The organism is Streptomyces anthophorae, assembly GCF_049310305.1.
Taxonomy (GTDB): domain Bacteria; phylum Actinomycetota; class Actinomycetes; order Streptomycetales; family Streptomycetaceae; genus Streptomyces.
The window spans coordinates 1,176,720-1,201,535 of the sequence record NZ_JBLWQQ010000001.1 but is presented as its reverse complement, the minus strand read 5'-3'; the positions used below and the strand labels follow the sequence as shown (position 1 = coordinate 1,201,535).

At 71.1% G+C, this 24,816-nt stretch carries 22 protein-coding genes and 1 pseudogene; 12 read left to right on the top strand and 11 right to left on the bottom strand.

Annotation, left to right across the window (positions count from 1 at the left end; all coding sequences use genetic code 11):
* Window positions 1–2 precede the first annotated feature (2 nt).
* Window positions 3–1,583: a GMC family oxidoreductase gene (locus ACNYS0_RS05290; protein ID WP_422471482.1), complete on the bottom strand. Its 1,581-nt coding sequence runs from the start codon at window positions 1,581–1,583 to the stop codon at window positions 3–5.
* Window positions 1,584–1,736: 153 nt separating this feature from the next.
* Between ACNYS0_RS05290 and ACNYS0_RS05285 the strand changes: the two genes are divergently transcribed.
* Entirely contained in the window at window positions 1,737–2,189 is a 453-nt protein-coding gene (locus ACNYS0_RS05285; protein WP_422471481.1) for a GbsR/MarR family transcriptional regulator, read from the top strand.
* A gap of 3 nt (window positions 2,190–2,192) precedes the next feature.
* Here ACNYS0_RS05285 and ACNYS0_RS05280 read toward each other — a convergent pair whose 3' ends face one another.
* Window positions 2,193–3,236, bottom strand: a complete 1,044-nt coding sequence (locus ACNYS0_RS05280; protein ID WP_422471480.1) for an NAD(P)-dependent alcohol dehydrogenase — start codon at window positions 3,234–3,236, stop codon at window positions 2,193–2,195.
* A 106-nt stretch (window positions 3,237–3,342) separates the two neighbouring features.
* Here ACNYS0_RS05280 and ACNYS0_RS05275 point away from each other — a divergent pair, with 106 nt between their 5' ends.
* Window positions 3,343–3,930 (top strand): TetR/AcrR family transcriptional regulator, encoded by a 588-nt coding sequence (locus ACNYS0_RS05275; protein WP_422471479.1) that lies wholly within the window; start codon window positions 3,343–3,345, stop codon window positions 3,928–3,930.
* 27 nt (window positions 3,931–3,957) lie between these two features.
* Here the strand turns inward: ACNYS0_RS05275 and ACNYS0_RS05270 are convergent, their stop codons facing one another.
* A complete protein-coding gene (locus ACNYS0_RS05270; RefSeq protein WP_422471478.1) occupies window positions 3,958–4,923 on the bottom strand; it encodes an MBL fold metallo-hydrolase in 966 nt (321 codons plus the stop codon).
* Between the two features lie 203 nt (window positions 4,924–5,126).
* Here ACNYS0_RS05270 and ACNYS0_RS05265 point away from each other — a divergent pair, with 203 nt between their 5' ends.
* From ACNYS0_RS05265 to ACNYS0_RS05250, 4 genes are all read left to right on the top strand, one after another.
* Window positions 5,127–7,904 (top strand): helix-turn-helix transcriptional regulator, encoded by a 2,778-nt coding sequence (locus ACNYS0_RS05265; protein ID WP_422471477.1) that lies wholly within the window; start codon window positions 5,127–5,129, stop codon window positions 7,902–7,904.
* Between the two features lie 172 nt (window positions 7,905–8,076).
* A complete protein-coding gene (locus ACNYS0_RS05260; RefSeq protein ID WP_422471476.1) occupies window positions 8,077–9,306 on the top strand; it encodes a hypothetical protein in 1,230 nt (409 codons plus the stop codon).
* Window positions 9,307–9,424: 118 nt separating this feature from the next.
* Window positions 9,425–10,813 (top strand): sensor histidine kinase, encoded by a 1,389-nt coding sequence (locus ACNYS0_RS05255; RefSeq protein ID WP_422471475.1) that lies wholly within the window; start codon window positions 9,425–9,427, stop codon window positions 10,811–10,813.
* Between the two features lie 4 nt (window positions 10,814–10,817).
* Window positions 10,818–11,462 carry a response regulator gene (locus ACNYS0_RS05250; protein WP_422471474.1) on the top strand — a complete coding sequence of 215 codons (645 nt, stop codon included), beginning with the start codon at window positions 10,818–10,820 and terminating at the stop codon, window positions 11,460–11,462.
* A gap of 8 nt (window positions 11,463–11,470) precedes the next feature.
* Here the strand turns inward: ACNYS0_RS05250 and ACNYS0_RS05245 are convergent, their stop codons facing one another.
* Window positions 11,471–13,048: a sigma factor gene (locus tag ACNYS0_RS05245; RefSeq protein WP_422471473.1), complete on the bottom strand. Its 1,578-nt coding sequence runs from the start codon at window positions 13,046–13,048 to the stop codon at window positions 11,471–11,473.
* Window positions 13,049–13,310: 262 nt separating this feature from the next.
* Between ACNYS0_RS05245 and ACNYS0_RS05240 the strand changes: the two genes are divergently transcribed.
* A complete protein-coding gene (locus tag ACNYS0_RS05240; protein ID WP_422471472.1) occupies window positions 13,311–13,751 on the top strand; it encodes an SsgA family sporulation/cell division regulator in 441 nt (146 codons plus the stop codon).
* A 13-nt stretch (window positions 13,752–13,764) separates the two neighbouring features.
* On the opposite strand, the gene ACNYS0_RS05235 is transcribed toward ACNYS0_RS05240, so the two are convergent.
* On the bottom strand, window positions 13,765–14,220 hold the full coding sequence (locus ACNYS0_RS05235; RefSeq protein ID WP_422471471.1) for a VOC family protein: 456 nt from the start codon (window positions 14,218–14,220) through the stop codon (window positions 13,765–13,767).
* 190 nt (window positions 14,221–14,410) lie between these two features.
* Between ACNYS0_RS05235 and ACNYS0_RS05230 the strand changes: the two genes are divergently transcribed.
* On the top strand, window positions 14,411–16,450 hold the full coding sequence (locus tag ACNYS0_RS05230) for an ATP-binding protein (protein WP_422471470.1): 2,040 nt from the start codon (window positions 14,411–14,413) through the stop codon (window positions 16,448–16,450).
* A gap of 72 nt (window positions 16,451–16,522) precedes the next feature.
* A complete protein-coding gene (locus ACNYS0_RS05225) occupies window positions 16,523–17,845 on the top strand; it encodes an SUKH-4 family immunity protein (RefSeq protein ID WP_422471469.1) in 1,323 nt (440 codons plus the stop codon).
* A gap of 139 nt (window positions 17,846–17,984) precedes the next feature.
* Here the strand turns inward: ACNYS0_RS05225 and ACNYS0_RS05220 are convergent.
* Together ACNYS0_RS05220 and ACNYS0_RS05215 are read right to left on the bottom strand one after the other, a co-directional pair.
* Window positions 17,985–18,302, bottom strand: a pseudogene (locus ACNYS0_RS05220) (helix-turn-helix domain-containing protein); the annotation flags it as partial.
* A gap of 184 nt (window positions 18,303–18,486) precedes the next feature.
* Window positions 18,487–18,735 carry an ArsR/SmtB family transcription factor gene (locus ACNYS0_RS05215; RefSeq protein ID WP_347583660.1) on the bottom strand — a complete coding sequence of 83 codons (249 nt, stop codon included), beginning with the start codon at window positions 18,733–18,735 and terminating at the stop codon, window positions 18,487–18,489.
* A gap of 287 nt (window positions 18,736–19,022) precedes the next feature.
* On the opposite strand from ACNYS0_RS05215, the gene ACNYS0_RS05210 reads away from it, so the two are divergent.
* The 3 genes from ACNYS0_RS05210 to ACNYS0_RS05200 all read left to right on the top strand — a co-directional run bounded on the left by ACNYS0_RS05210 (window position 19,023) and on the right by ACNYS0_RS05200 (window position 21,027).
* Window positions 19,023–19,976: an NmrA/HSCARG family protein gene (locus ACNYS0_RS05210; RefSeq protein ID WP_422471468.1), complete on the top strand. Its 954-nt coding sequence runs from the start codon at window positions 19,023–19,025 to the stop codon at window positions 19,974–19,976.
* A 318-nt stretch (window positions 19,977–20,294) separates the two neighbouring features.
* Window positions 20,295–20,813, top strand: a complete 519-nt coding sequence (locus ACNYS0_RS05205; protein WP_422471467.1) for a transposase — start codon at window positions 20,295–20,297, stop codon at window positions 20,811–20,813.
* Window positions 20,814–20,850: 37 nt separating this feature from the next.
* Window positions 20,851–21,027 carry a transposase gene (locus tag ACNYS0_RS05200; protein WP_422471466.1) on the top strand — a complete coding sequence of 59 codons (177 nt, stop codon included), beginning with the start codon at window positions 20,851–20,853 and terminating at the stop codon, window positions 21,025–21,027.
* A 66-nt stretch (window positions 21,028–21,093) separates the two neighbouring features.
* Here ACNYS0_RS05200 and ACNYS0_RS05195 read toward each other — a convergent pair whose 3' ends face one another.
* Genes ACNYS0_RS05195 through ACNYS0_RS05180 form a run of 4 tightly spaced genes read right to left on the bottom strand, consistent with a single transcriptional unit; the run spans window position 21,094 to window position 24,796 of the window.
* Window positions 21,094–23,301, bottom strand: coding sequence for an SUKH-4 family immunity protein (locus ACNYS0_RS05195; protein WP_422471465.1), 2,208 nt, complete (start codon window positions 23,299–23,301; stop codon window positions 21,094–21,096).
* Window positions 23,302–23,336: 35 nt separating this feature from the next.
* Window positions 23,337–24,104, bottom strand: a complete 768-nt coding sequence (locus tag ACNYS0_RS05190) for a hypothetical protein (RefSeq protein ID WP_422471464.1) — start codon at window positions 24,102–24,104, stop codon at window positions 23,337–23,339.
* The gene (locus ACNYS0_RS05185; RefSeq protein ID WP_422471463.1) at window positions 24,101–24,484 is read right to left on the bottom strand and encodes a toxin-antitoxin system YwqK family antitoxin; all 384 of its coding nucleotides are present in this window, start codon (window positions 24,482–24,484) and stop codon (window positions 24,101–24,103) included. Before ACNYS0_RS05185 ends, ACNYS0_RS05190 begins: the two co-directional genes overlap by 4 nt.
* A gap of 24 nt (window positions 24,485–24,508) precedes the next feature.
* A complete protein-coding gene (locus ACNYS0_RS05180) occupies window positions 24,509–24,796 on the bottom strand; it encodes a hypothetical protein (protein WP_422471462.1) in 288 nt (95 codons plus the stop codon).
* Window positions 24,797–24,816 lie beyond the last annotated feature (20 nt).

Genomic DNA, 24,816 nt, shown 5'->3' with positions numbered 1-24,816 from the left:
TGTCAGGCGTCGAGGCGGTCGGCCATGAGCTCGCCGGCCATGATGGCGGCGAGGTTGGTGTTGGCCCGGGGCACGGACGGGAAGACCGAGGCGTCGACGACCCGCAGGCCCCGGACACCCTGCACCCGGCAGGCCGGGTCGACGACCGTCCCGGCGGCGCCGGGCGCGCCCATCCGGCAGGTGCTCGTGCCGTGTTGGGCGTCGAGGACTGTGGACAGCAGGTGGTCATCGAGGGCGCTGTCGTCCGCCAGGGCCGCGAACAGCGGGGCGTTCGCCTCCTCGACCGATCCGCCCAGGACGGCGGCCGTCTCGGCGCTCGCGCTCAACTCGACGAGGGCGCGCACACCCTCCCTCATCGGGGCGAGGTCGCGCGCGTCGGAGAGCATGCGCTGGGCGACGTACGGGTGTGCCGTGGGGTCGGTGGAGACGAGGGTGAGTTCACCGCGCGAGTGGGTCCGGTTCAGCCAGACACCGAAGGCACCCGCGTGCGCCTGGGTGTTCGCGGTCGCCATGGCCAGCACGTTCTGATTGAGCGAGACGAACATGAGGTCGTCGGAGTGTGTGCCCGACCGGCTGGACCAGCGTACGCACACGTTGGTGTGCCGGTCGTGCGGCGACTTGATGGCCGCCTCGGGCCGCAGCGGCAGCGAGAGCACCGTCATCGCGTGGTCCTGCATGCCGACACCGACCGGCAGGTCCTGACGCACCTCGATCCCCAGCGCCCGCAGTTGGGCGGCGGGGCCGATGCCCGAGCGCAGCAGGATCGCGGGGGAGTGGACGACTCCCGCGCTGAGGACCACCTCGTCCGCGTACTCGGTGACGAGGGAACCGTCGATCACCGCACGCACACCGACCGCGCGGTCGTTCTCGAAGACGACGGTGTCCACGAGCGCGTCGCCGCGGATGGTGAGACCGGGCAGCTCGCGCCCGGCTTCGAGGTAGGCGTCGTTGACGCTGACGCGGCGGCCGGCACGGGAGTTGATCGGGTACGGCGAGACACCGGTCGCGCCGGGCGCGTTGACGTCGGGCGCCCAGCCGAACCCGGCCGCCAGGGCCGACTCGGCCAGCGCCCGGTCGATGCTGCCCCAGTCGTCCTTCGCGGTCCGGTGGATCGGGGTCGGCCCGCCGCGGCCGTGGTACGGCCGGTCGCCGAACGCTTCGTCGTCCTCCAGCCTGGCGAAGTACGGCAGCACGTCATCGGGCGCCCAGCCGGTGCAGCCGAGCCGGGCCCACTCCTCGAAGTCCGCCATCGGAGGCCGGATCGCGATCTGGCCGTTGACGGACGAACTGCCGCCCACCCCGCGGCCTCGCCAGTACGGGGCCTGCGGCTGCTTCTCGGTGCGCGAGGAGTTCAGACCGGTCCATACGAGGTGCTCGGAGGCCGCGGGATCCATGAGGGCCACCACCGGGTTGGGGGAGCGCCACGCCTCCGGCATCTGCGCCGAGCGGTAGTCGGGGCCCGCCTCGAGCAGGAGGACCCGCCGACCGCGAGCGGCGGCGCGGGCGGCGAGCGCCGCACCCGCGGAGCCCGCCCCGACGACGATCAGGTCGTGAACGTGCTGAGCCTTCTGGTGCTGTGACATGTCTACTCCTTGATGCGGGAGCGTCCCGCACCGGTGACTGCCGCGCGGATGCTGGTAATGTGACGCACCAAGGAAAGTTCAGTCAAGAATGAATTTTCAGTTTTTTCCGTACAGGGAGGACCGGTGCCGCCAACCGCCGACAATGGCTCAGCCATGGGCGACGGGTCGCTCGTCGAGGACTTCGGCCGGCGGATCGGGCGCGCGATGGGATGGCCGCCGATCGCCGGACGGCTGGCGGGAGTCCTGATGCTCAGCCCCGCCCCCATGACCCTGTCGGAACTCCAGGAGGTGCTGGGGGCCAGCAAGGGGTCGACGTCGGAGATGACCCGCCTGCTCATCGCGAACGGCACGGTCGAACGGGTCAAGGCGCCCGGCGTCCGCCAGGCCGGTTACGTATGGCGCGACGACGCGTGGAGCGGCTGCCTCCAGCACCAGCTCGCCCAGACCGAGCAGCTGCTCGAACTCGCCGAAACCGCGAAGGCGCGGGGGGCCGGCATGCCGGAGGTGCAGCAGGCGCGGCTGCGCGACATGCACACCTACTACGAGTTCATGGTGCGGGAGTTGCGGCGCCTGCTCGACGAGTACCGGGAACTGCACGCCGGATAGCCCTCAGTCCAGGTCGGACATGTCGAGCACGAACCGGTAGCGGACGTCGTTCCGCTCCAGGCGGTCGAGGGCCGTGTTCACCTGGGCCGAAGGCAGCAGCTCGATGTCGGCGGTGATGCCGTGTTCCGCGCAGAAGCGCAGCATGGCGGCGGTGGACGGGCGGCCGCCGCTGCCGGCCGAGCTGAGCTTCTTGCGGCCGATCAGCAGGTCCAGGGTGTCCACGGTGACCGTTCCGAGGTGGCCGAGGTGGCTGAGGGTGCCGTCCATGGCGGTCACCCGCAGGTAGGGGGCCAGATCGTGGGGCGCCGAGATGGTGTCGATGACGACATCGAACCGGTCGCGGACCGCCTTCATCTGCTCCGGGTCGGTGGACACGACGAATCCGCGCGCGCCCAGGTCGCGTGCCTCCTGGGCCTTGTCCGGGGTCCGGCTGATGACGGAGGTCGCCGCGCCGAGCCCGGCCGCCATCTTGACCGCGAGGTGCCCGAGGCCGCCCAGCCCGGCCACGGCGACGGTGCTGCCCGGTCCCACGCCGAGCGCCCGCAGCGGCTCCCAGACGGTGACGCCGGCGCAGAGCAGAGGTGCCGCGGCGGCCGCGTCGAGACCGGCCGGGAGACGGTGGGCGAACCGATGGTTCACGACGTACTCGCGCGCGTACCCGCCCAGCGTGGTCGACCCGTCCTGCCGGTCGGCCCCGCCGTAGGTCAGTGTCGGGAACTCGCGGCAGAAGTTCTCCTGGCCGGCCCGGCACATACGGCACTCGCCGCACGAGTCGACGATGTTGCCGACGGCCACCGGCTCGCCCGGGGAGAATCCGGCCACCGCGCTTCCGACCTCGCTCACGACGCCGGTGAACTCGTGCCCCGGTACGAGCACTTCCTTCGCGTCGCTCTCGTGCGCCCGCAGCGCGTGCAGGTCCGTGTGGCAGACGCCGCAGTAGTCGACGCGTACCGCGATGTCGTCCGGGCGCAGGTCCCGGCGCTTCAGTGGCGCTCGGCGCAGTGTCCGCGTCGCGCCGTCCGCTTGCCATCCCATCGTGGAACGCATCGCCAACTCCTTCGGCAGATTCTCAGACAGACTGTTCGGTCTGTTTGAAGGTAGGCGCATGCGGGGCAAGAAGCAAACAGACGAGTCTGTCTGTTACGGTGCGGCTATGCCCGACCAGCCATCCAGCAGCCGCGGAGCGGCGACGTACCAGCGCATCGTCGACGTCGCCACACAGGAATTCGCCCAGTACGGCATCGCCGGCGCACGCGTCGAGCGGATCATCGCCGGAGCGCGCACCAACAAGGCGCAGCTCTATGGGTACTTCGGCAACAAGGAGCAGCTCTTCGACGCGATCTTCTTCGCCTCGCTGGAGCGGATCACCAATGTCGTCGCCATCGACGCCACGGACCTCGCCGACTGGGCGGTGCGCCTCTACGACGAGTACCTCAGCCGCCCCGATCTGATCCGGCTCGCGACCTGGGCGCGCCTGGAGCGGCGCCCGACCGGGCATCTCGTCGCGGACCACGACCAGTACGACGACCGCAAGCTCGCCGCCATCGCGGAGGCCCAGGCCGCCGGGCGCATCCGCAAGGGAGACCCCTTCGACCTGATGGCCATGGTCATCGCCATGTCCATGGCCTGGTCCCCGGTGAGCAACGTCTACGCCGCCTCCGCCGAGGAACCCGCGAGCGTGCACGACCGGCGGCGCGCCCTGCTCCGCGACTGCGTGAGCCGCGCGGTCGCCCCCGACTGAGGCGCGCAGTCGGCGCCGACTCACTGATCAAGTCAGCTGGAACGGCGCCCAGTTGGCGATCCGGAAGCCCGAGCCCTCCCGGCGCAGCTCGAAGGCGCCGTGGCCGGGGAGGTGGGCCGGGAGGACGAGGGCGTTGGTGTCGGCGGCGTGCGCGAACATGCGCGCACGGCTGGCGCGGGCACCGTCCTCGTCCTCCTCGAAACAGCTGTTGATGTGCGGCTCGTGCACCTGGATCGCGCCGTGCAGGAGGTCGGCCGCGAAGACCGCCCGATCGCCCGCCGATTCCAGGTGGATGATCGAGGTGCCCGGTGTGTGGCCGGGGGCCGACTCCAGGCGGAGGTGGGAGTCGATGGTGTACGACTCGTCCCAGGTCTCCACCAGGCCGGCCTCCACGACAGGGGTGACGCTGTCCTCGTAGACGTTCTGATTGCCCCGGCCGAACACGGTGTTGTGGAGGTTCTCCGGCTTCCAGTACTCGACGTCGCGGCGCGGCATGAGGTACGTCGCGTTGGGGAACGTCGGAACCCAGTCGCGGCCATCGAGCCGGGTGTTCCAGCCGACGTGGTCGTCGTGCAGGTGGGTGTTGACGACGAGGTCGACGTCCTCCGGGCGCACCCCGACGGCGGCGAGATTCTCCAGGTAGCCGGTGTTCAGGTAGGACCAGATCGGTTGCAGCGGGCGGTACTTGCCGTTGCCCGCGCCCGTGTCGATCAGGATGATCCGGCCCTCGCTGCGCAGCACCCAGGACTGGGTCGCGGCACGGGTCAGGTCGGTGTGCGGGTCCCAGTGGTGCGGCGTGAGCAGCTCGGTGTGACGCTGCCACTCCTCGGGCCTGCTGTTGGGGAAGAAGACATCGGTCGTCATCGGGGTGGTGTCGGAGAACTCCATGACGCGGTGGATCTGGACGTCACCCAGTTCGAGGGTGGTGACTGTCGGTGCCGCGGTGCCGGTCTCGATCGCGGTGCCGGTCTCGGAGGTGGTGAGGGGAGGCATGGTGGCTCTCCTTGATGGCTCGTTCGCCTTGGTGGCGGTGGACGCCCTCCACCCTGCGGGCGGGGGATGTCTCGGCGGTATCGGTCACGTGACTGCACCTGTGCCTGCACCTGCATCTGCATCTGTGCCTGCTCCTGCATCTGTGCCGGGCCCGTCTTCGTGCGATGTGATTCGTACGATGTGAGGGGAGGCGGAGAGGGCTGGTGGACGACGTGGTCAGGGACGCGGAGCTGTGCACGCTGCTCGCGGCGGTGCGGCCTCCGGGTGCGATGGGCCCACTGGTGACCGTGGTGGGGGCGCCAGGCAGTGGCAGGACCACCCTGCTGGAAGCCGTCGCGGGCCGGTTCGCCGCGGACGGCGGACGTGTGCTGCGGGCGTACGGCAGCCGGTCCGAGAGCGGCCTGGCGTACTCCGGCCTGCACCAGCTGCTGCGTCCGGCCCGCGAGGACATCGGGACACTGCCGCCGCGGCAGCGCGAAGCCCTGCATGCCGCCTTCGGCCCGGCGGAGCCGGGCCGGGCGCCGGATCCCATGCTCATCGGGATCGGCGTGCTGGCCCTGCTGTCCGAACTCGCCGCGCGGCAGCCCCTGTTGGTGGTCGTGGACGACGCCCAGTGGGTCGACCCGGCCTCGCTCGACTCGCTCTCCTTCGCCGCTCGGCGCCTCACCGCCGACGAGCCCGTGACCCTTCTGCTCGCCGCACGGGACGGTGTGCCGCGGGACATCACCGCGCGAGCGGTCGCCCTCGAACTCGCTCCGCTCGACCGGAGCGCGGCGGCGCGGCTGCTGGATCTCCAGCCACGGGTGCCGACCGGCCTGGTCAGGGATCGTGTCCTCGACCAGGCCGAGGGCAATCCGCTCGCGCTGGTGGAACTCGCCCGCGCCACCACCACCGCCGGTGACGACGGCGGTGGGCCCGACGGCCCGCTGCCGGTCACCGACCGACTGGAGCGGCTCTACGCCGACGAGCTGGCGGCCCTGCCCGAAGCGACCCGCCGCTCCGTGGTGCGCCTGGCCACCGCGGACACCGAGGACCCCGTACAGGCGGTGCGGTCCTGGCTGCCGGACGTCGCCGACCCGGTGTGGACGCCCGCCGAGGAGGCCGGGCTCGTGCGGCGCGGCGGGGGACGGCTGCGCCACGGCCATCCGCTCTCCCGTCTCGCCGTCCACCAGGCGGCCCCCGCGCACGAACGGCGGGCGGCACACCTCGAACTGGCCGAGCTCTTCCGCGAGCAGGCCCCCGACCGGCACGCCTGGCACCTCGCCGCCGCCACCTCCGGGTCGAGCGCGCGGGTGTCGGCCGCACTGGAGGCCGGTGCGGAGCGGGCACGGCAGCGCAGCGGCCACGCGGCCGCCGCGCACATGCTGGAGAGGGCGGCGGAACTCCACCCCGACCGGGGCGAGAGCACCCGGCTGCTCACCGCCGCGACGAGCACGGCGGTCCTCACCGGCCGTCTCGACTCGGTCGAACGGCTGGCCGCCCGCACCCGCTCTCATACCGACGACCCGAAGGCCGCGGCCCTCGCGGCCGTCCAGGTGGGCCGGCTCATGGCCCTGACCGCATCGCACAGCGCCGCCTTCGGTCAACTCATGCGCCCAGCCGCCGTGTTGGCGGGCCATGGTGAACCCGGAGCCGCGCTGGAGGCCCTGGCCGCCGCCGCGGTGGTCCGCTTCTACTCCGGTGACACGGCCCAACTGCACGAGATCGAACGCCTGCTGCCCGGTGTCACCGCTCACCCCACCTCGGCTCTCGGCGAGCGGGACAGGCTCCTGGCGGCGTGGACCGGGACCGTCGCACACCCCCAGGCGGCCGACCCGCACCTCGTATCGCAACTGCCCGCCCTGGCCGCGGCCGCGCGCGAGGAGCCGGAGACACTGACCCTGCTCGCCGTCGCCGCCTGGCTGCTCGACGAGACCGACACGGCGGCACGGACCTTCGACGATGCCTTCGCCTCCTGGAAGTCGCAGGAACCACTGCCGGACGGCCTCGGCGGGGTCGCCGCCCTCGCCTACCTGGAACAGGGGCGGTGGGCCCGCGCCCGGAGCGCCTGCGCCGACCTCGAGGCCGTGGCGTCCCGTGCGGGACTCGACCATGCCGTGGCCTGCGCCGTCTCGACCGAGGCGCTGCTGCGTGCCCTGCGCGGGGACGTGACCGGAGCGCGCGCCCGGGCCCGGCACGCCCTCTCGCTGGTCGACCCGGACGAGAGCCGTTCCGTGCTCGTCCTCGCCCACCGCGCGCTGGGCGCCGCCGCCACCGCGGAAGGCGACCATGAGACCGCGTACCAGCACTACCGGACGCTCTTCGACGGCCGGGGAAACCCCGCGCACTATCACCTCTCCTACCCGGCGCTGCCCGAGCTGGCGGCCGCCGCGGCCCGGACACACCACGAAGAGGAGGCCACCGGGATCGTCGACGGCGTCGAGGAGTCACTGGCGTACGCGGGTGCTCTCGCTCCGCGCAGGAGTGCGCTCGTCCGGCTGAGCCGGGCGGTACTCGCATCGGCCGACGAGGAGGCAGAGGCCGAGCGGCACTTCGCCGCCGCCCTGAGTGACCCCGCGCTCGCCCGTCGCCCCTTCGAGCAAGCCCGGGCGCGATTGACGTACGGGCAGTGGCTGCGCCGCCGTCGGCGGATCGCCGACGCCCGTCGGCCGCTCGTCGAGGCCGAGGCCGTGTTCCGACGGTTGGGTGCGCAGCCGTGGGTGGAGCGGGCCCAGGCCGAACTCAGGGCCGCCGGAGACCGGAGCGGTCCGACGGAGCCCGACGCCTTCGCGAAGCTCACCGCCCAGCAACAGCAGATCGTGCGACTCGCCGCGCTCGGCCTGAGCAACCGCGAGGTGGCCGACAAGGTCTACCTGTCTCCGCGCACCGTCGGCTCACACCTCTACCGCGCATTCCCCAAGCTCGGCATCACCGCGCGCGCCCAACTCAGGGACGTGGTCGATGCGGTCGACGCGGCAGCCGCGCACACGGGCACGGACTGAGCCGCCCCGGACCGATGGCCGATGGGGGCCTCGGACATCTCGGCCGATCGGACCGGAAGCCTGGCCGGTCGGCCGACGCGGCGCCGGGGACCCCCGGGCTAGCGTCCTTCTCGGCAGGTGACACCACGGACACCGCCATCGCCACCAGTAACGCCACGGAGGGGAAGCCACCATGGACCAGCGAACGTCCGCCCACGACACCGGCCTGGCCACCGAGTTCGAGAAGGACGTCGTCAAGCTGCTGCTGGAGGCGTTGCGGGCGGTGGCCAAGCAGGAACGGGAGGACCTCGGGACGGAGAGCGTCCTGTACGCGCTCGTGTCCGGCGACTCGGCCGCCGGCTCCGCGATCGCCCCCGGGATGCGGGCCTCCGGTTCGCTCGGCGGCTCGATCGGTTGCCGCGGGACGTCCGTGTGGGTGAGCGCGGACGCGGGGGACGGCGTGGCGGAAGCGCCGGACGACGAGCAGGAGATCGACGCCGTATGGCGGGAGGTCGGGCACGAGGAGGCCAAGCGGCGACGGACGGAGAACCGGAAGAAGGAGAAGAAGGGACAGGACCCGGGGAGGAGCCAACTTCCGCCCATGACCGGCGCGTTGCGGTCCTGTCTGCGCAAGGCGCTGGAGGCCGCACGGGAGGAGGGTGCCGTTTCGGTGCGCGTACGTCATGTGGCGTACGCCCTGGTCGAGTTGCCCGAGACGCGGGCCCGTGAGGCCATGGTCGTCGAGAAGCTGGACGTTCCGGCTGCCGCGACCGCGCTCGAGGCGTTGCGGGGGAGCGACGAAGTGCCGGAGCCCACCTCGGTGTTCATCCTGCGCACGTCGGGGACGTTCGGGAAGAGCGGCAATCCGCTGGCCCGGAAGTTCGCCGCCTGGGTCTTCGGCGGTGGCGCCGGGTTCGGCTCGGCGGTCGTGGGCGCGGTCCGTTCGGAGGCGTCGCGGGTGGCGGTGCGGCGCGGCGGGCCGCACACCCGGGCCGTCGACACACTACTGGGCGTCCTCGCGCTGGACCGCTCGTTGCGCGTGGCGGGGCGTGAGCTGCCCGAGAAGTTGCGGGCGGCGAACCGAGGGGCGGAACTCCTGCGCCGACACGGTGCCCGACAGGACACCCTCGCCCGCGTGCTGCTGCCCACGAACGGGGTGGAGGAGGGCGAGCCCGCGGAGGTGAGCGGCCCCGCCGACTTCGAGCGGAGGCTCCTGCACGTCGCCCAGTTCACCGCCTCCCACCACGGTTCACCCACCGTCGGCACGACACACCTCCTGGCCGCGCTGCTCGACGAGGCCGGGACGGACCCGGAGTCCGCGGCGGAGATCGAGCGCGTGCTGACCGAGGGCGGTGTGGACGTCGACGGGCTGCGGGCGGAGCCGGACCTCCAGGTGCCCGGCGGAGCGGCACGGCCCGCCTGAGGCCGCGGTGGACGCCAACACCTGTGAAACGATCAGCCGTTGAGAACGGAATCCGCACAGATGCGCGCAGATCCGCACGGGTTCACAGGGGCTCATGCGGATTCGTACGGAGGAAGCCATGGGCCCGGTAACACGACCGTCGTGGGCGCGGATACGCCGCGAGGCCGCCGCGATCCGCGACGCGGTGCGAGCCGCGCCCCGGCGCACGGTCGTGATCGAGTCCCTACTCGCCGGCCTGGTCCTGGTGTGCTCGCTCGTGCCGGTACCGCTGATCCCGCCCGCTCACCCCGTCCCTGTGGCCCTCGTTGGTGTGTGGGCCGCGCTGCTGGTGCCCGCGCGGCGCAGGTACCCGACGCTCGTGGTGCTGGGCTGCATGCCGGTGCTCGCCGGGGAGAACGTGTGGGCGACGGTGGTGGTGCCATGCGTGGTGTGGTCCGCCGTACGCCGCATTTCCTCCGTGCGGCGCGCCTGGGCGGCGGTCGGGGCGACCGCCGTGGGCGCCGTGCTCCTCGCGGTCGTCGGGCAGGCGCGGAGCGAGTTGCCGACGTTGCCCTACCTGGTCACGGGCGCGGGCCTCGCCGCACTGTTCGTCCTGCTGCCCGCGCTGTCCGGCAGGGTCCTTGGCCACCGCCGCCCGCTGCTGGGTCTGCTGCGGGAACGCAACGCCTACCTCGAACAGGCCCGCTTCCTCACCGACGAGGCGGCCCGCATGGAGGAACGCACGCGCATCGCCGCCGAGATGCACGATCTGCTCGGCCACCGCATCGGACTCATCTCCGTGCACGCGGGAGCCCTCCAGCTGGCCGCCGAGAAGCAGGCACCCCCGCTCGCCCCGCAGGCCGAGCTGCTGCACACCACCGCCGGAACCGCCATGGACGAACTGCGCGGCATCCTCGGCGTCCTGCGCCACCAGTCCGGCGAGGACATCGGCGAACGAGGGACCCGCGAGTCCCTCTCCGCCCTCGTCGCGGACTCCAGGAACGCGGGCGTCGACGTCGAACTGCACTGGAACGGCATGGAGTTGAAGGACGCGGACGCCCGCACCCGGCAGGCCGTCCACCGCGTCACCCGCGAAGGACTCGCCAACGCGCTGAAGCATGCGCCCGGCGCGCGCGTCCGTGTGACCTTCCAGGGTGAGGGCGACTCGGTGGTGATCGCAGTCGTCAACGACGCCCCACCCAGGCCCTGTTCACCCGGCGCGGGCAACCGCAGCGGACTGGTCGGCCTCCACGAAAGGATCGGCCTGCTCGGGGGCGCCCTGCATGCCGGTCCGCGCCTGGAGGGCGGCTTCGTGCTCTCCGCCCGGATACCCGCCCGGCCGGACGTGCGGTCCGCGTACGCCCTTTCGTCGAAGCCGCTGTCCGACGGGGCGGGCTCCCGGCCCCCGCTCTCCACGGAAGTGCTCACATGGCCCCGCATCCTGGGCGGCGGCTGCGCGGCGCTGCTCGTGCTGCTGCCGACGATCGGCGGCACCATCGCCCTGTTGATCATGGCCGTTCTAGACTGAGCCGATGATCCGAGTCCTGATCGCCGACGACGAGGCGCTGATGCGCACCGGTATCCGGCTGGTCCTGGAGCACGACGACGAGATCCGCATCGTGGCGGAGGCACAGGACGCCCGCGAGGCCGTCGAGGCCTGCCGCGTACACGCCGTCGACGTCGCCCTTCTCGACATCCGCATGCCCGGGGACGGCATCACCGCGGTCGCCGGGATCGTCCGCCACGCGCCCCGCACCCGTGCGGTGATGCTGACGGCCTTCGGCGAGGAATCCACCGTCACCAGTGCCCTGCGTGCCGGAGCCCACGGCTACCTCCTCAAGGACACCGGCCCCCGCGAACTCATCGACGCCGTACGCCGGGCGGCCGCAGGCGATCCCGTCCTCGCCCCGCAGGTCACCCGTCAACTCGTCGAGTTCCGGACCCGCATGGGTCACACGAGCGACGCCGCGACAAGCCGGATCGCACCTCTGACACCCGCTGAACGCGACATCCTGCGGCTGCTCGGCACCGGCCTCTCCAACGCTGAGATCGCTGCCCAACTCCACCTGAGCTCCGGCACGGTGAAGGCCCACATCAGCAGCATCCTCACCCGCACCGACTGCACGAACCGGGTCCAGGCCGCGGTGCTCGCTCAGGAGGCCGGGCTGCTCGGCTGACCCCGACGTCAGCCGGTGTGGCAGAGGTAGATCGGGCCGAGCCAGCGGGTGCAGGTGGGCGAGGGCGCGCTGGGCTCCGGGGGAGTGGGAGTGGAGGGCTCCGGGGGTGTCGTGGGCTCGGAAGGTTTTGTTGGCTCAGGTGCAGTGGGTGCGGGACTCGTCGGTGTGGTGGGCTCGGTTGGCGGAGTCGGAGTCGGGGTCGGAGTCGGTGCATCCGTGGACGGCGGCGGGGTGGGCGTCGGCGTCTCGGGTCGCTGCTCCTCCGGCGCGGCCCGCTCGGTGGCGGGCGGAGCCGGGGGAGTGGTCGGCGTGGCCGGGTCGCTCGGGGCGGCGGTCTCGGTGTCCTGCGGCTCGGCCGGTGCCTCGGGTGCGGCGGGCTCCCCCGCGTTCCCAGAGCCCCCCGGTGCCGCCTCAGGGCCGGGCTCGGCCGTGCGCCGAGACCGGTCCTGCGGAGCAGCAGGCTCACGCGAAGCGGAAGTCGACGGGCGCGAGGACGAGGGTTGGGACGGGGACGAGAACGACGGGGCGTCGTCCCGCCCGCCGGGTGTCTCGCTCTGCACCGCCGCCGACCGCTGCGGCGGCACCGTGTCATCGTTCCCCGTGAGCATGAGCCCCGCCGCGACGGCGGCCCCCGCCACCGACACACCGAGCACCCCGGCCACGGCCCCCTGCGCCTTCGCCCCGCCGGTCAGCGCATGTCGTACGCCGTGCAGCAGCCCGGAACCGGTGCCGTGTCCGCCCGCTGCGGCGCCGGTGGCCCCGGCCCCGGCCATGACCGGAACCAGGAACTTCCCGGCCCCGCCGAGCACGAAGATGAGCAGCGCCGGACCCACCAGGGCCGGCAGCCGGTCGTTGGCACGCAGCAGGAACGCGAGTCGCGCCCGGCAGTCGTCGCAGTCGTCGACGTGCGCGAGGAGCTTCTCCGACTGGCGCGCGGACGCGTTGCCGCGCACATGCGCGGGCATCCGGTCCCAGTGGCTCTCGCACGCCGGATCGTCCGGGGTCCCCGGGTGCGCCCGCAGGAACGCCTGCCGCATGCCCTCCCGCGCGCGGTGCAGCAGCACGGCCGTGGCCCCGCTGCCCGCGCCGATGCCGCGGCCCACCGCCTCCAGCGGCTGCCCCTCGGCCTCGGAGAGCCACAGGGCCTTCACCCACCGTTTCGGCAGCTGCCCGAGGACCTGGGAGAGCAGGTCCACGGAGGAGGCGCGGGCGGCCGGGTCCTGGTCGCCGTAGGTCCCGGAGCCGTACGCATCGCTCGACACCTGCATCGGTTCGAGTCCCGCGTGCGGATCGAGGGGTGTCTCGCGCGCCGCCCCGCGCCCGGCCGAGGCGGCCAGGTTCCGCACGGTCGTCGTCAGGTACGCGGCCACGTTGTCGATGTCGTGCCCGGCCGCGAGGCGCCGCCAGACCCGGAAATGCGCCTCGGCGACGAGATCGTCGGCGAGCCAGGCGTTGCCGGTCAGTGAGCGGGCGTACGCGACGAGGTGCGGCTGCTCCGCCTCGTAGATCCGCGCGTACGCGGCGGGGCTGAGGCCGCCCTCCGTGGCGGCGGGGGGTATCGGCGCGGCGGCGGGGCCGTCGGTCATGGCAGGAGTCTTCCGTTCCGTCCGACGTCGGCGGTGCTCATTCGTGCTCATTCATCGCTCCGCCCGACTGCGGATCGGGCGAGGAGGATGAGGAGGGTGAGGAGAATGAGGAGGAGTTTGAAACCGTAAGCCACAAATGTCGGATTATGGGAGGGGTGAGTGGCACAGGTCACAACAGGCTTTTTGGAAAACGCCGTAATGCCGCACCCCGCCGCTGCGTCGAACGGGCACCTGGAACACGCAGCATCGAAAGGGGCCTGCCATGCCGACCACGCTGCCCGTCACGCTCGAACAGTCCGCCCGCGCCCGCCTCGTCGTCGCCGAGGGTCAGGGCCCCGAGCGCAGTGTCACCGTCACCCTCCGCTACAAGTCCGCCGACCCCCTCGCCCTCCAGCTGGTGTTCCCGGCCGAGGCCACGCTCGACGGGATCGAGGTGACATGGGCCTTCGCCCGCACCCTCCTCGACGACGGCCTGCGCCTGCCGACCGGGACCGGCGACGTCCATGTGTGGCCGTGCGGCCGCGCCCGCACCGTCGTCGAGCTGCACGCGCCGCAGGGGATGGCCGTGGTCCAGTTCGACACCTCGGCCCTGCGCCGCTTCCTGCTGGGCACGTACGCGCTCGTGCCGGCGGGCAAGGAGGACGTGGAGGCCGTCGTCGACCGCGCCCTCGCCTCGCTCTTCGGCCCCGACCCGGAAGGCTGACGCCTGTCGGGGCTCAGCCCCGGGTGTCCTCGTCGATGGCGGGCATCGGCTCCCCGCCCGCATGCCAGCGGCCGAGGAAGGAGGCCTGCCGGGCCACGTCGACGAGTTCGATCCGTGCACCGATGCTGTCCACCTGGTGGTAGGCGAAGGGCCGTCCGTAGGGGCAGCCGGAGAAGTCCACCGGAAGGCCCTCCGCCTCCAGCCGCCGCGAACCCGCCCGTACATCGCTGGTCCAGAAGCCGAGGTGATCGAACCTGGCGCCCCCGGACGCGTCCCAGGGGCTGCCGGGCGGTCCTTCGATGAGCTCGATGAACGGCGGCCCGCCCGTGGTGAACACGATCCGGTAGTCCCACTCGCCGAGCCGGTCGGACGCGGGCTCGCCCCACTCGACACCGGCCGAGCGCCGAAAGTCCCGCATCGCCCGCTCGATGTCCGGGACGGCGAAACACACGTGGTAGAAGGCAGTCATCGACCCATGATCGAGCACGGTCCGCGGACACGGGCCCGTAACGACCCGGTTCCGGGCGGCAGGTGTACGCCACACCTGGGTAACAAGCGACGGGCGGGGCGTGGTTCGGTCCGTGCGGCCCTCATAGGATGAACGCCGCACGGTCGAACACGACGTGACGGTGCCGGACGGAGAGGACCACGGGGGAACGATGAGCAGCCCGACCCAGGCCCCAGAGCAGGCCCGTGTCAGCTATGAGCCCCACCCGTACATCGGGGGACGCAACGCCGCGCTGCGCGTGCTCGCCGCGTGGCGGATGGAGTGGCCGGGTGCGCCCAGGGTCGTCATCCTGACGGGCAGCCCGGGCACCGGGTGTTCGCGGCTGCTCACCGGGTTCCTGATGCTCTGCGACCCGGAGTACCGCAAGGGACTCGACCTCGACGCGTTCGATCCGGCGACCGTGCCGCCGGACCTCCCCGCACCCGCGGTCCCCGGCGTCGCGGGGCTGACGGCGGCACAGACCCTGTGGCTGCTCGCCGACCACTACGGGCTGTCCGCGACCCGCGCGGCCGACATCTGCCCCGAACTCGGCCAACTCGCCGCGTCCGGGCATCCGGTGACGATCGTGGTGCCGGATGTCGACCGGGCCGGACCGGTGCGCGGAGCCGGGGAGCCCGCGCGCCTGGTGCGGGACGTGCTCAAGCCCCTCGCCGCCGTCGAGTCCGTACGCCTCCTCGTCGACGTGCCACGGGAGTTCGCCACCGAACTCGCCGAGGGGCTGCCGCCCGGTGCCGCCCGGATCATCGACCTCGACGCCCCCGAGTGGGCCGACCCCGAAGGGCTCGTGCTTCAGGCCGAGGCCCTTCTCAACCCTCAATTCGGGGCTCCTGAACTGCCGTTCACGACCGAGCCCGCCGCTCGGCGCGCCCTCGCCGAATCGATTGCCCGGCACGCGGGCGACGGCGCGGGCAGCCGCCTCACCGCGCACCTCGCCGTGCAGTCGATCCTGACGCACCCGGAGGGGTTCGACCCGGCGGGCGGCGCGGACGCGGGTCAACTGCCCGGCACCATAGGCGAAGCGCTCGACCTGCACGCCCAGCGGCTCGGCGCGCACCCCCGCACCCTGCGGCAGATCCTCGCGCCCCTCGCCCTCGCCGAGGGCGAAGGACTGCCCGTGCACCTGCTGACCCCGCTCGCCTCCGCCGTCGCCGAACGGGACATGCGCGAGGACATGGCGCGGGGCATGCGCCTCGCCGCCCCCTTCATCCGCCCCGTCGAGCGGGATGGCGAGGACACGCCCGAGGGCGAGCGGACCCTCGTAGGACTGCAACACCCGGGCATAGGCGACGCCGTCCGGGCGGGCATCGCGGACGTGCCCGGGGCGCAGGCACGTATCGCCATGGAGCTGCTGGAGGCCGTGCCCGACCAGGACTGGTCGAGGGCGGGTGAGTACGTGCGCGACCGCATCGCCGGACACACCCTTGAGGCCGGGCTGCTGCCCCGCCTCCTCACCGACCCCAACCTGTTCGCACAGGCCGACCCGGTGCTGCTGCGCGCCGCGGTGGAGGCCCTGCCCTACGAGGAGTTGGCGGCGCCGGGACGCACGTATCTGCGCACCGCCCCGCTGCTCACCCGCACCCAGGCGCCCGCGATGCTGCGAGCGGCGTTCCTGGAGACCGCGTTCGTCGAGGACGGGCTGCCGGAGTACGCGGCGGTGCTGCGCCAGGCACTGCCGGAACTCCCGTGGCACACCTTGTGGAACGTGCCGGTCGCGGGGGTCGACGGCGTGACCGTCGGCAAGCTGCCCGCGGCTGGGGCGGACGGCGTCGACGAGGCCCCGATGTCGGTCGCCGTGAGCGTGGTGCCTCAAGGCACGCCGGGATCACGCCCGTTGAGGGCCGACGACCCCGATTCGCCCGCCGTGCTCGTGCAGAACCTCACCACCGGCTCCGTCGTCGAAGACGCCGACCCGGCCCGGATCCAGCGCCCCTCGGACGACGAGCGCGCCGCGGCGCCGCTGGGGTTCAGCCGCGGCACCGACTACGTGCGCATCTGGCGTCGCGGCGCGCAGAAGGGCGACGAGAAGCTCGTCACGGCCCTGGTCTCCGCCACGCCCTTCACAGGAACCGACCTCGCCGCCGAGGGCATCCTCCTTGTCGCCACGGAACGCGGTGTGAAGGCGCTCCGGATCCGCCCGACGCGCCCCGAAGCGGACCCTGGGCCAGGGGCCGACGCCCGCCCGGCCGCCTGACAGTCAGCCACTCGGCGCAGCGCCGCCGCCCCCCCCACCCATCCGAAGTCTCGAACCCCCGAAGGGAACTCCGTGATCAGCCAGGAGCAGGCGCTCGCGACCGCCGAGGGATGGCTCAACCCCGAGGGACAGCAGCGCCGTGAGGTGCGCATCCAGGAGTTCGACCTGGGCTGGGTGGTGTGGGCCGCGGCCCCGCCGCTGGAGCGTGACCCGGTCACGGGCAAGCGGCGGCCGCCGGCCACGTTCGGCCACTCCTGCGGTGTGGTCGACCGCCGCACCGGCGAGCTGAGCACCTGGCCGTCCGTGCCGGTCGAGGAAGTCGTGCGGATGTACCAGCAGAAGCACGGCGGGGGCCAAGAGACACCGAAGCCGCCCGCGCAGCCGCCGGTCACCGGCCCCGGCAACACCGCGGTCTTCACGTACGTCGACCCGGCCACCGGCGAGGAGACCAGCCTCGCCCGGAACTCCGCCCCCGGCGAGCCGCACTCCGAGTACCAGGCCATGGCGGACCTCGACCGCCTCGGCGTCCCCGCCGAGAACGTCGTCGCGATCCACACCGACCTCAGCCCCAGCCTGCTCCCCGGCGGCTACCCGGGCCTGCTGCTCGGACGCCGTTTCCCCAACGCCAAGTTCACCTGCGTACAGGAGTACGGCCTGCGTGCCGAGGAGCGCGCCGAGGCGGTCGCCGGGCTGGTCGAGTACGTCGAGCAGACGCACCGGATCGCGGGACAGCAGCCGCCGCCCCGCCCGCACCGCGCGCCGGTGCCGACCGGCGTCGAGCCGGCCGAGCCGCTCCGCGACGTCGCCCTGGGCCGCGAGCTGACGGAGGCCTTCGGTGCCGACGCCGTACGCCGCTACGACGCCGACGACGTGGCGGGCACACCGCTCCCGGAGGCCGCCAAGTCGACGCTGACGTGGGCCGGTCTCCCGGCCGACGTCCCGTTCTTCTTCACGGCCGACGGCCCGCAGGCGGGTCTTCCGGGCGGCCTGTTCGGCAACGCGGCCGCGCACCTGCGCGAGGCCGGTACCCGGGCGGGCGCCGACGCCCTCGCGTTCCTGGAGGGCCACGTCCGGATCGGCACCGACGGCGTCGCCCTGATCACCGTCCAGTGCACGGACTCCGACCTGGAGGGCGAGCCGGTCGGCCAGGTCTGGGCCGTCACCCCGGACGACGGCGCGGGCCGCCGCGTCAACGCCTCGGTGTCCGCCTTCGCCCGCTCCCTCGCGCTGCTGCACACCACGCGCGAGGAGATGACCGCGCTCGACCCTGTGATGGCCGGCAGCGCCGTCGCCGACTTCCAGGAGCAACTCGTCGCCATCGACGAGTCGGCCCTGGACGACTCGCGGAACTGGTGGTCGGTGATCGTCGAGCAGATGTGGGACGGGTTGTTCTGAGCGGGGTCGGATTGTTCTGAGTGGGGTCGGGTTGTTCCGATCGGCGGACGGGTGGTTCTGATCGGGAGTCGGGCGATGAGTTGGCGTCACATGTTGTGCAGCATGTACGCCCAGGCGGGCTGCTCGCTTCCCGTCTCGTCCACAACCGGTCGGCGGCATCGGCCGGGCGGGCCACCGGCTCCAGCTCGAGCAGCGGGCCCAGCCGCTGGATCACCCGGCACACCGTCGAGGACGAGACGTCGAACAGCGGCCCGAGCTGCCGCATGGTCAGGTTCGTGCGGTAGTACACGGCCGCGATCAGCACTCGCTCGGCCAGCGGCAGACACCACGGCCGGCCCCGCAGCGTGCCGTTGCCGCCCCGCTCCCGCACCGCTTTGAGTAGCCGCCCGAACTGCTCCCACCGCAGCCCCGGGAATGTCTCCACCCACACCCGTTCGCACCTCAACACCCCAGCCATACACCGGAGATGCCCAGTTCACAGCCATGTGCAAGACCCTTTAGCGTGGAAAGCGAGGCTTCGAGGATCGCGGAGGCAGGGATTGGTTCCTGCCGTTCCTGCCTCAGTCACGCTCGCGATGTCGCGAGGAGTCTGGTGTGCCGTGCGCCGTTGGTCGCCTCGTGGCGCCCTTTCGTGATCGTCGCTATGTGCCGCGGAGCATCTCCGCGAGTCGCGACAGCGTGCCCTCGTTGCGTTTGTAGTGGATCCACTTGCCGACCCGTGTGGCCTGTACCAGGCCTGCCCGCTCGAGGGTTGCCATGTACGAGGAGACTGTCGATTGCGCCAGCCCCGACTTGGCCTGCAGATGGCTGACGCAGACTCCGACCTCGTCCCGGTCGGCGATGGGCTCCCACTGAGCGAACTCGCGGTGAGGGTCCCGCAGCCAGTCCATGATTTGCAGCCGTGCAGGGTTCGCCAGCGCCTTCAAGGCCTCGACCGCAGCCAGAGGGGGCTCGTTCTCCGCGTCGTCTCCTGAGTTCGTTGCCTGTGACGTCGCCACGGTCGCCTCCTTGCCTGTCACACACCATCGTATCTCGATGTGACGAACCGAGTTCACCCCCAGCCACACATTGACACATCGCGATATCGCGATATGGTCGTTGTGTTCACGCTCCTCCGGTATCTGCCGCGCAACTGCCGTCCGCTGCGAACACCGGGATACACAAGAGGAAGTACACGATGTCTGAGAACAGCAAGCCGTTGATCGTCGTCGCGGGTGCCACTAGCAAGCAGGGAAGGAGCGTCGCCACCTCCTTGCTTGCTAGTGGCAAATTCCGAGTGCGAGCCCTGACCCGAGACGCCGGCTCTGCCCAGGCCCGGAGCCTGGCAGGACTGGGAGCTGAGATCGCCGAGGTTCCTCTCGCGCTGGGTCACCAGCGCGAGCTCGTCGACGCGTTCGGATCGGCCGAGGGGGCCTTCCTGATGACCCCGCCCATCGCGCCGCCCTCCACCGAGGAGTTCCTTCTCGGGCGCCAACTTGCCGATGCGGCGGTTGAGGCCGGAGTGAGCCACGTCGTCTTCAGTGCTCTCGAGAACGTCGAAGAGCGGTCCTCGGGCGCCAAGTACGCCCCGCACTTCACCGACAAGGCGCTCATCGCGGAGTACATCCGGACTCTGCCGATCGCGCACACCTTCATCATGCTCTCGTTCTTCTACACCAACGCGCTGGAGTACTACCCCCCGCGCATCGATGGTGACACGGTGCTCATGCCCTTCTACCTCCCCGAAGACTTCCGTGCCCCGTTCGTGGACCCACTCACCGCGACCGGGCCGGCCGCCCTCGAGGTGTTCTCCAACCCCGACACCTACCGCGGCGCCTGTCTGCCGGTCGTGGGGGACGTCATCTCCCCGGCCGAGATGGTCGAGGAGTTCTCCCGCGTCACCGGACTCAAAGCCGAATACCGCAGCGCCTACTCCCGCGAAGACCTGCTGACCTACTTCCCCGCGCTGGGAGAGAACCCTCTGCTGGTCGACGAGACCCTCGGCATGGTCCAGTACGCGGTCGAACTCGGATACTTCCGAGACGACCGCGACACGACGTGGAGCCGGCGCATCGATCCCAACACGCTGAGCTGGGAACAGTTCCTCCGCAAGACCGACTGGCATGGCCAGCCGGTCACCTTTGGTCACTAGACCCATCGCCGACGAGATCGGACACGCGCCATTCGGGAAGTCCTCGACGTTGTCTGAGCCCGTGGTGCGTGCCGCTGCGCGCTGCCATCACGCCAACACCTACTGCGTGAACTGCGACCTGCTCGTCGGTCTCGACGATCTCCACGTGATTGACGTCGACCGGGGTGATGGCGACCGATTGACTGTTCGGGTCGAGTCGGCGCGGATGGTGATGGGCTGCCGGACCTGCGGCGCGATCGCTCACTCCCACGGTCGACGCGAGGTGGTCCTGATCGACGCACCACGGCGTGGACCTCGATCCGTCCCCTGCTCAAGGCGATGGCCGATGACGACACGCGGTTCGACGGGGTCACCCGGCTCGGGGTCGATGAGCATGTCTGGCACCATGCCAGCGAACGACCCATCGACCAAGGGGGTCGCGGGCCGAAGACGCTGACCGGGATGGTCAACCTGACCACCGACGCGAAGGGAAGGACACGAGCCCGGCTGCTCGACCTCGTCGCGGTCCGGTCCGGGCACGCCTACGCCGACTGGCTCGAAGAACGCGGACCGGGCTTCCGTGATGGGATCAAGGAAGCGACCTTGGACTCGTTCCGCGGCTACAAGAACGCCATCGATGACAAGCTCGAGGATGCGACTGCGGTCCTGGATGCGTTCCACGTCCTCAAGCTTGGTTCCGGTTCCGCGGCCGTCGACGAGGTCCGTCGTCGCGTCCAGCAACAGATCCATGGCCACCGGGGCAGGAAGGGCGCGACCTGCTCTACGGCATCCGCACCATCTTGCGCTGCGGGGTCGAGAAACTCACCGACCGACAACGAACGCGACGCGACCTCGTGATCGCCGCTGACGAACGCCACGACGAGGTTCTCGTCGCGTGGCTCTGCGCCCAGCAACTGCGAGCCGCCTACCAGGCAGACAGTCCCGCACAGAGGCCATCAACGGACTCATCGAACTCCAACGCCGCATCGCACGAGGCTTCCGCAACCGCGATCACTACCGACGACGCATGCTGCTCATCGGAGGCGGACTCACCAGCCCCCACCTGAAGTAGGAAGAGCCACTATCGCGATGGGCATGTGGGCCTCGCAATTCCACGCTCGGCATTCCCAGGTCGGCGTCACGTGCCGTGGAGGACGTACGACCAGGCCGGCTGCTTTCCGCCTGTTTCGTTGGTCTCGATCAGGGCGCCCACCACCCAATAGGTGGCCTGCTGTCGTTCGGCGCTGGTCGGGGGTGCGAGGACCCGTGAGCGCCGGCCGGTGACGAACACCGCGACCAGGGTGAGGAATTCCTTGAGGCTTTCCGTGACGGGAAGGCCGCCGAGGTGGTCCTCGCCGGGCTCGGTGGGGACGCGCAGGACGTGTCCTGTGGGGCCGTCGACGACGAGTTTGCCGCCCACCCACTTGCCGATCTGGAAGAAGGGGCCGGTTTCGGTGACGGGGTCGATTCCCTCGGGCCATGACGGCAGTTCGTCGAGTACGCCCATCTCCCAGTTGCCGAACGGGAAGAGCCCCATGGCCCCTTCCTTCATGTACGGCAGACCGAATTCCAGGAGGAGTTCGCGGGTCGCGGGATCGGTGAGCCGGTCCGGAAGGTCCTCGGGCTGGATGGGATGGATCAGGTCCTCACCGAACAAGGTGATGAGGTCCTCGTGGCTCGGGGCAGGCGCGTCGACCGGGCTGCACGGGCCCGCGTCCGTGTAGTCACCGCTGAGGGGGAGCGATCGGGCGCCGAAGTCGGAGAGGCTCACGCTGTTCGAAGGTTCGATGGCAAGCAGCCCCAAGTCGCCCGCGAATACAGTGACCTCACCCACTGGCAGCGGTACGCAGGGCAGCATGAAGGCGTGGTCGTCCCGTCGCGGGAGCGACGCGGCGAACAGTTCGGAGACACTGTCGGGCGCGGCGAGGGTGTGCCCGGGCGCCGGGGGCCAGGTGAGTTCCGTGCCGTACTCCTCCAGGATGTCGTCGTCCTCGAGAGGCTCCGTGAGTTGCTCGCCCGTTTCCATGTCCCAGATCGAGACGTACAGCAACTCCTCCTCGTTCACCGTCCGCCGTTGCAGACCGGCGACGGCGGGCCGCCCCTCGAAGCACGCTTCCGCCAGCGCGGCCAATCGCCCCGCCTCGAGGAAGTCCGCGTGCAGACCGCCCGGCGGCCGCCACTTCGCCCACTTGGCCCGCCAGGGCAGCGCGACACCGGAGGAGGAGACCGCCGACGCGAAGGCGCGGTCGTTGCGCGAGAGCGCCATCAGGTGCATCCACGACGCCCACTCCGTCTGCTGCCGCGGGACGATTCCCCAGCCCCACAGGTGGATGGCGTCGGCGGCGGCCGTGTTCCCGGGGATGCAGAAGGTGATGCTGCGTGCCGCGTCCATGAGGGCCGTCTGCGGGAGGTTGGCGACGACACGCCCGTCCTGGAGGAGGTCCTCGTACGTTCCCGCCTGTACGGCGTGCATGGCGAGGCCCGTGGCCGCGTACAGGCCGACGCTGCCGTGCCGGGCCCAGCCCTCGGGGTGCCGGAAGTCGGGAGCCGAACGCGTCAGCCAGTCCACCATGTGCCCATGGAGACGCCGGAGTTCATCGGAATCGGCCTCGGTTCCGGTGTCCCGGCGCAGCCTCTCGGCGAGGCCCTCGTCGGCGAAGGAGACCCCGAGCGGTCCGGTCCGGAGAACTCCGGGTGATTCCCTTACAAGCGCGGCGAGTTCGTCCTCGGACGCCGTTTCACCGGTCAGCGCCGTGACCAGTTGGGCCCACACAGGAAGAGGTACGAAACGGGGCTCGGCCAGGGCCAGGGCCCGCAGGGCCGACGAGTCCGGTGTCGGCGTCGGCCCGGTGGCGGGTGCCGAGACCCGGAACACCGTCCGGGGGACGGCGTCGGAGGGCAGCAGTCCCGGAACCGTATGAATCAGCACGGTCAACTTGCCGCGTGCCAACTGCGGGAGCGTCCGGGTCACCAGACGCTCGGCCTCGTACGAGCGGCGGGTCGGGCCGGCCCGGTGGGTGTTGACGACCAGCAGCAGCCGCTCCTGCGGCCACGCGCCGAGTCCGAAGCGCCAGGCGTGCGGCCTGTCGGCGGGCAGCTCGACGTCGAGCGCCGTGAGGGCCTGCCGCAGAACCTGCTCGGCGGTGAGACCGGTGGCGTCGACGATGACGCTGCCGGGGACCTGCTCGTGCGTTTGACGCACGACCGCCGAGGCGTCGTGGTCGTCCTCCAGGGCGAGGAAGGCGAGGTGACCGTCACGCCCGCCCTCACGCCACCACGCGCCGACGCGGCCGGGGACCTCCCCTTCGGGGATCCCGTCGGCGGTGTCGGTGGTCGGCTCGGGCACCGCGCCTCTCCCTGGTTGGTGTCGGTTCCCTGGTCTCAGGAGGAACGGGGCGGCCTGCCCCGCTGAATCACCCGGTCGATGAAGGCCGCGGCTTCGATTTCCGAGATCTCCACGTGGTCGGTGTCATTGTGTCCCAGCGCGTGCAGGCGGAAGTAGTCGGTGGTTTCCCAGCACATATTCCGGCCGAAGGCCTCGTCGCGCGTGAGGGGCTCCCGCCCGACCGCCCGACGGCGCATCAGCCCCATCGGCCGCTCCCTCGGGAACCCGTCGTCGACCACCGCGAAGTACGTGACCTTTCCCTTCGCGTCGGAATCCAGGGCGTCGAGTGTGGCCGCGGCCATCGTCAGGAACGGCGGAGCGTCGATGGCCGTGTCGAGGCCCCAGCGTGGCAGGCTCACGCCGTTGAGGTCGATGGCCTGATCGACGTGGAAGCCGCCCCCGCGCTCGTACATGAGCAGCAAGGGTTCGTACGGTTCCGGGAGTTCGGGCAGATCAGTACGCCCCTGACGACGCAACTCCGACCAGCGGACAGCGCCCGCCACGGTCCGCTCGACCGAGTTCGGCCCGATCCCGCCTCGCAGGAACGCGTCGAGTTCGCTCGCGACGCCCGGGGCCAACTGCACTGTCGGGTAGGCGTGTTCAGCGATGTCGAAGAACGGCCAGGCGTCCTCGGCGCCGTAGTGCCGGGCCCACTGGGCGGACCGGCGCAGGTACTCGCGCATCAGCAGGGCGCGCGACCGCGAGTGGTCGAACGCCACTGACCAGTCGTCCCAGTTGATGGCTTGGAGTCGGCGGAGAGTCACTTACGTCCCAGGGGTGCAGGGCTGTCGGCGTTCTCGGGGAAGGTCCCGTACTCCTGGACCAGGTTGCCTTCCTTGTCCCATTGGCGGCCGCTTACGTCCACGCCGCGTTCGGTGTAGAAGATGCGTTTGGCCAACTGGCCATTGCGGTGCCATGAATGCCACTCGCCAACGTGCGCCTCCAGGCTGAGTTTTCCTTCCGACCTCAAGGACCCGTCAGGCCACCACCGGCGGTACGGGCCGGTCGACACACCGTCGACATATGTCTGTAGCTGGATCAGCTGACCCTCTTCGTCGTGCGACACGACCTCGCCCGTATAGGGCTCGCCCTCGTAATGCACGATCACATTGTCGTCTTCTGTGTACGTGTCTTCGCTGTCCACTCGCATCGTCATTCCGTGTACCGCCTACTCGGGTGGCATCGGCTGGGCAGTGCCATTCCCGAAAAGGTACCGGTACATGTCTTGCAGATAGGAGTACAGGGCTTCCTCGCTCTCGAACTCGATGTCGGTGAGTCTCTCGTAATCGGGCGTCGAGAGTCGGCGATCCCGGAGTACGGTTTCCAGCCCTTGTCGCACGCGTTCGACGTATTCGGGCTTAAATACGTGCAGAGTTGGGCGAAGCGTTCCACTGGTGTCGTACGCCTGGTCGTAGTCCAGGTAGACCTTGATGAAATTCTCGAGATCCCTGTTCACGCATGACCCCCACTACGGGC

What these genes read in the sequence shown, in the direction of transcription:
- ACNYS0_RS05290 (WP_422471482.1), bottom strand. Translation starts at nt 1,583, where the DNA reads ATGTCACAGCACCAGAAGGCTCAGCACGTTCACGACCTGATCGTCGTC.
- ACNYS0_RS05285 (WP_422471481.1), top strand. Translation starts at nt 1,737, where the DNA reads ATGGGCGACGGGTCGCTCGTCGAGGACTTCGGCCGGCGGATCGGGCGC.
- ACNYS0_RS05280 (WP_422471480.1), bottom strand. Translation starts at nt 3,236, where the DNA reads ATGCGTTCCACGATGGGATGGCAAGCGGACGGCGCGACGCGGACACTG.
- ACNYS0_RS05275 (WP_422471479.1), top strand. Translation starts at nt 3,343, where the DNA reads ATGCCCGACCAGCCATCCAGCAGCCGCGGAGCGGCGACGTACCAGCGC.
- ACNYS0_RS05270 (WP_422471478.1), bottom strand. Translation starts at nt 4,923, where the DNA reads ATGCCTCCCCTCACCACCTCCGAGACCGGCACCGCGATCGAGACCGGC.
- ACNYS0_RS05260 (WP_422471476.1), top strand. Translation starts at nt 8,077, where the DNA reads ATGGACCAGCGAACGTCCGCCCACGACACCGGCCTGGCCACCGAGTTC.
- ACNYS0_RS05255 (WP_422471475.1), top strand. Translation starts at nt 9,425, where the DNA reads ATGGGCCCGGTAACACGACCGTCGTGGGCGCGGATACGCCGCGAGGCC.
- ACNYS0_RS05250 (WP_422471474.1), top strand. Translation starts at nt 10,818, where the DNA reads ATGATCCGAGTCCTGATCGCCGACGACGAGGCGCTGATGCGCACCGGT.
- ACNYS0_RS05245 (WP_422471473.1), bottom strand. Translation starts at nt 13,048, where the DNA reads ATGACCGACGGCCCCGCCGCCGCGCCGATACCCCCCGCCGCCACGGAG.
- ACNYS0_RS05240 (WP_422471472.1), top strand. Translation starts at nt 13,311, where the DNA reads ATGCCGACCACGCTGCCCGTCACGCTCGAACAGTCCGCCCGCGCCCGC.
- ACNYS0_RS05235 (WP_422471471.1), bottom strand. Translation starts at nt 14,220, where the DNA reads ATGACTGCCTTCTACCACGTGTGTTTCGCCGTCCCGGACATCGAGCGG.
- ACNYS0_RS05230 (WP_422471470.1), top strand. Translation starts at nt 14,411, where the DNA reads ATGAGCAGCCCGACCCAGGCCCCAGAGCAGGCCCGTGTCAGCTATGAG.
- ACNYS0_RS05215 (WP_347583660.1), bottom strand. Translation starts at nt 18,735, where the DNA reads ATGGACTGGCTGCGGGACCCTCACCGCGAGTTCGCTCAGTGGGAGCCC.
- ACNYS0_RS05210 (WP_422471468.1), top strand. Translation starts at nt 19,023, where the DNA reads ATGTCTGAGAACAGCAAGCCGTTGATCGTCGTCGCGGGTGCCACTAGC.
- ACNYS0_RS05205 (WP_422471467.1), top strand. Translation starts at nt 20,295, where the DNA reads ATGGCCGATGACGACACGCGGTTCGACGGGGTCACCCGGCTCGGGGTC.